Here is a 1,366-nt window from a genome sequence, read left to right as displayed (position 1 = left end):
CGCAATACGCAATTAACCAAGCAGCACGTGGACGTTAAGAGTAGAAGGAGAGACAACGCGATGTTCCAAGCAATTAATGCAAGTGGCTCAGGACTAACTACAGCGAGAAAATGGATGGAAGTTACTTCTAACAATATCGTGAATGCAAATACGACGGGAGCGCCGGGCGCAGAGCCGTATCACCGCCGAAGTGTGGTGCTAGAATCAAACAATAGTTTTGCAAGTATGCTAGATGGAGCTCCTACTAACGGAGTGAAAATAAAAAGTATTGAAACGGATCGAAATGAAAATCTTGTGTATGATCCGACGCATCCACATGCAAATGAAGAAGGATATGTACGTTATCCGAACATTGATGTGACAGCTGAGATGACGAATGTAATGGTTGCTCAAAAAATGTATGAAGCAAATACGAGTGTATTAAATGCGAACAAAAAAATGCTCGATAAAGATTTAGAAATCGGCCGAGGATAAGAGGGAAGATGGGAAATATGAAAATCCAACCAATGTTAAATACACAGCCATTTGGAGCAATTCAGCCAATTGGCGTACCGAAAACTTCAGAAACATCTGTAGTTGAAGGCAAAAAGTTTATTGATTTATTGGAAGATATGAATCAAACGCAAAATAATGCACAAACAGCAGTATATGATTTACTGACAAAAGGGGTAGGAGAAACGCATGATGTTTTAATTCAGCAGAAGAAAGCTGAATCACAAATGAAAACGGCTGCTCTTGTACGAGATAATCTTATTGAGAATTATAAGTCACTAATTAATATGCAAATTTAGGAAAATGGACGGGTGTGTTTAAATGGAAAAGATAAAAAATGTTTTCCAATCGTTGAAAACGTGGCATAAGTTAGTAATTGGTGCTGCGCTTTTAGCGATTGTAACAGGAGCACTTTTATACTTCACCTTGCCAGATAAATATGTTGTTGTATATCAAAATTTAAACGATACAGATAAGCAAGAGATTACAGCAGAATTATCGAAGCTAGGTGTTGATTATCAATTAGCAGCTGATGGTTCGATTCGAGTGCAAAAGAACGATGCTCCATGGGTTCGAAAAGAAATGAATGGAATGGGCTTACCGTTTAATTCAAAAAGCGGTGAGGAAATTTTATTAGAAAGCTCGCTCGGTTCAAGTGAGCAAGATAAGAAAATGAAGCAGATTGTCGGTACGAAAAAGCAATTGGAGCAAGATATTGTAAGAAACTTTGCGACAGTTGAAACGGCGAATGTGCAAATTACATTACCTGAAAAAGAAACCATTTTTGATGAAGAAAAGGCAAAGGGAACAGCAGCAATTACTATTGGTGTGAAACGTGGACAACTATTAACAGCTGATCAAGTTGCAGGTATAC

At 38.1% G+C, this 1,366-nt stretch carries 2 protein-coding genes and 1 pseudogene; all 3 read left to right on the top strand.

What is annotated here, in order from left to right:
• Positions 1–60: 60 nt before the first annotated feature.
• Positions 61–474 carry a flagellar basal body rod protein FlgC gene (flgC, locus tag AC1DTM_RS26655; RefSeq protein WP_002030933.1) on the top strand — a complete coding sequence of 138 codons (414 nt, stop codon included), beginning with the start codon at positions 61–63 and terminating at the stop codon, positions 472–474.
• A 17-nt stretch (positions 475–491) separates the two neighbouring features.
• Positions 492–791: a flagellar hook-basal body complex protein FliE gene (fliE, locus tag AC1DTM_RS26650; RefSeq protein WP_033714758.1), complete on the top strand. Its 300-nt coding sequence runs from the start codon at positions 492–494 to the stop codon at positions 789–791.
• Positions 792–813: 22 nt separating this feature from the next.
• Positions 814–1,366: pseudogene (locus AC1DTM_RS26645) on the top strand (flagellar basal body M-ring protein FliF); the annotation flags it as partial.

Source organism: Bacillus sp. P4_D3 (assembly GCF_056401855.1).
The sequence above is the reverse complement of the archived record's forward strand: the minus strand, read 5'-3'. Positions and strand labels throughout refer to the sequence as shown.

Bases quoted from the DNA above. Each gene is read 5' to 3' on its own strand.
- flgC (WP_002030933.1), top strand. From the start codon at position 61: ATGTTCCAAGCAATTAATGCAAGTGGCTCAGGACTAACTACAGCGAGA.
- fliE (WP_033714758.1), top strand. From the start codon at position 492: ATGAAAATCCAACCAATGTTAAATACACAGCCATTTGGAGCAATTCAG.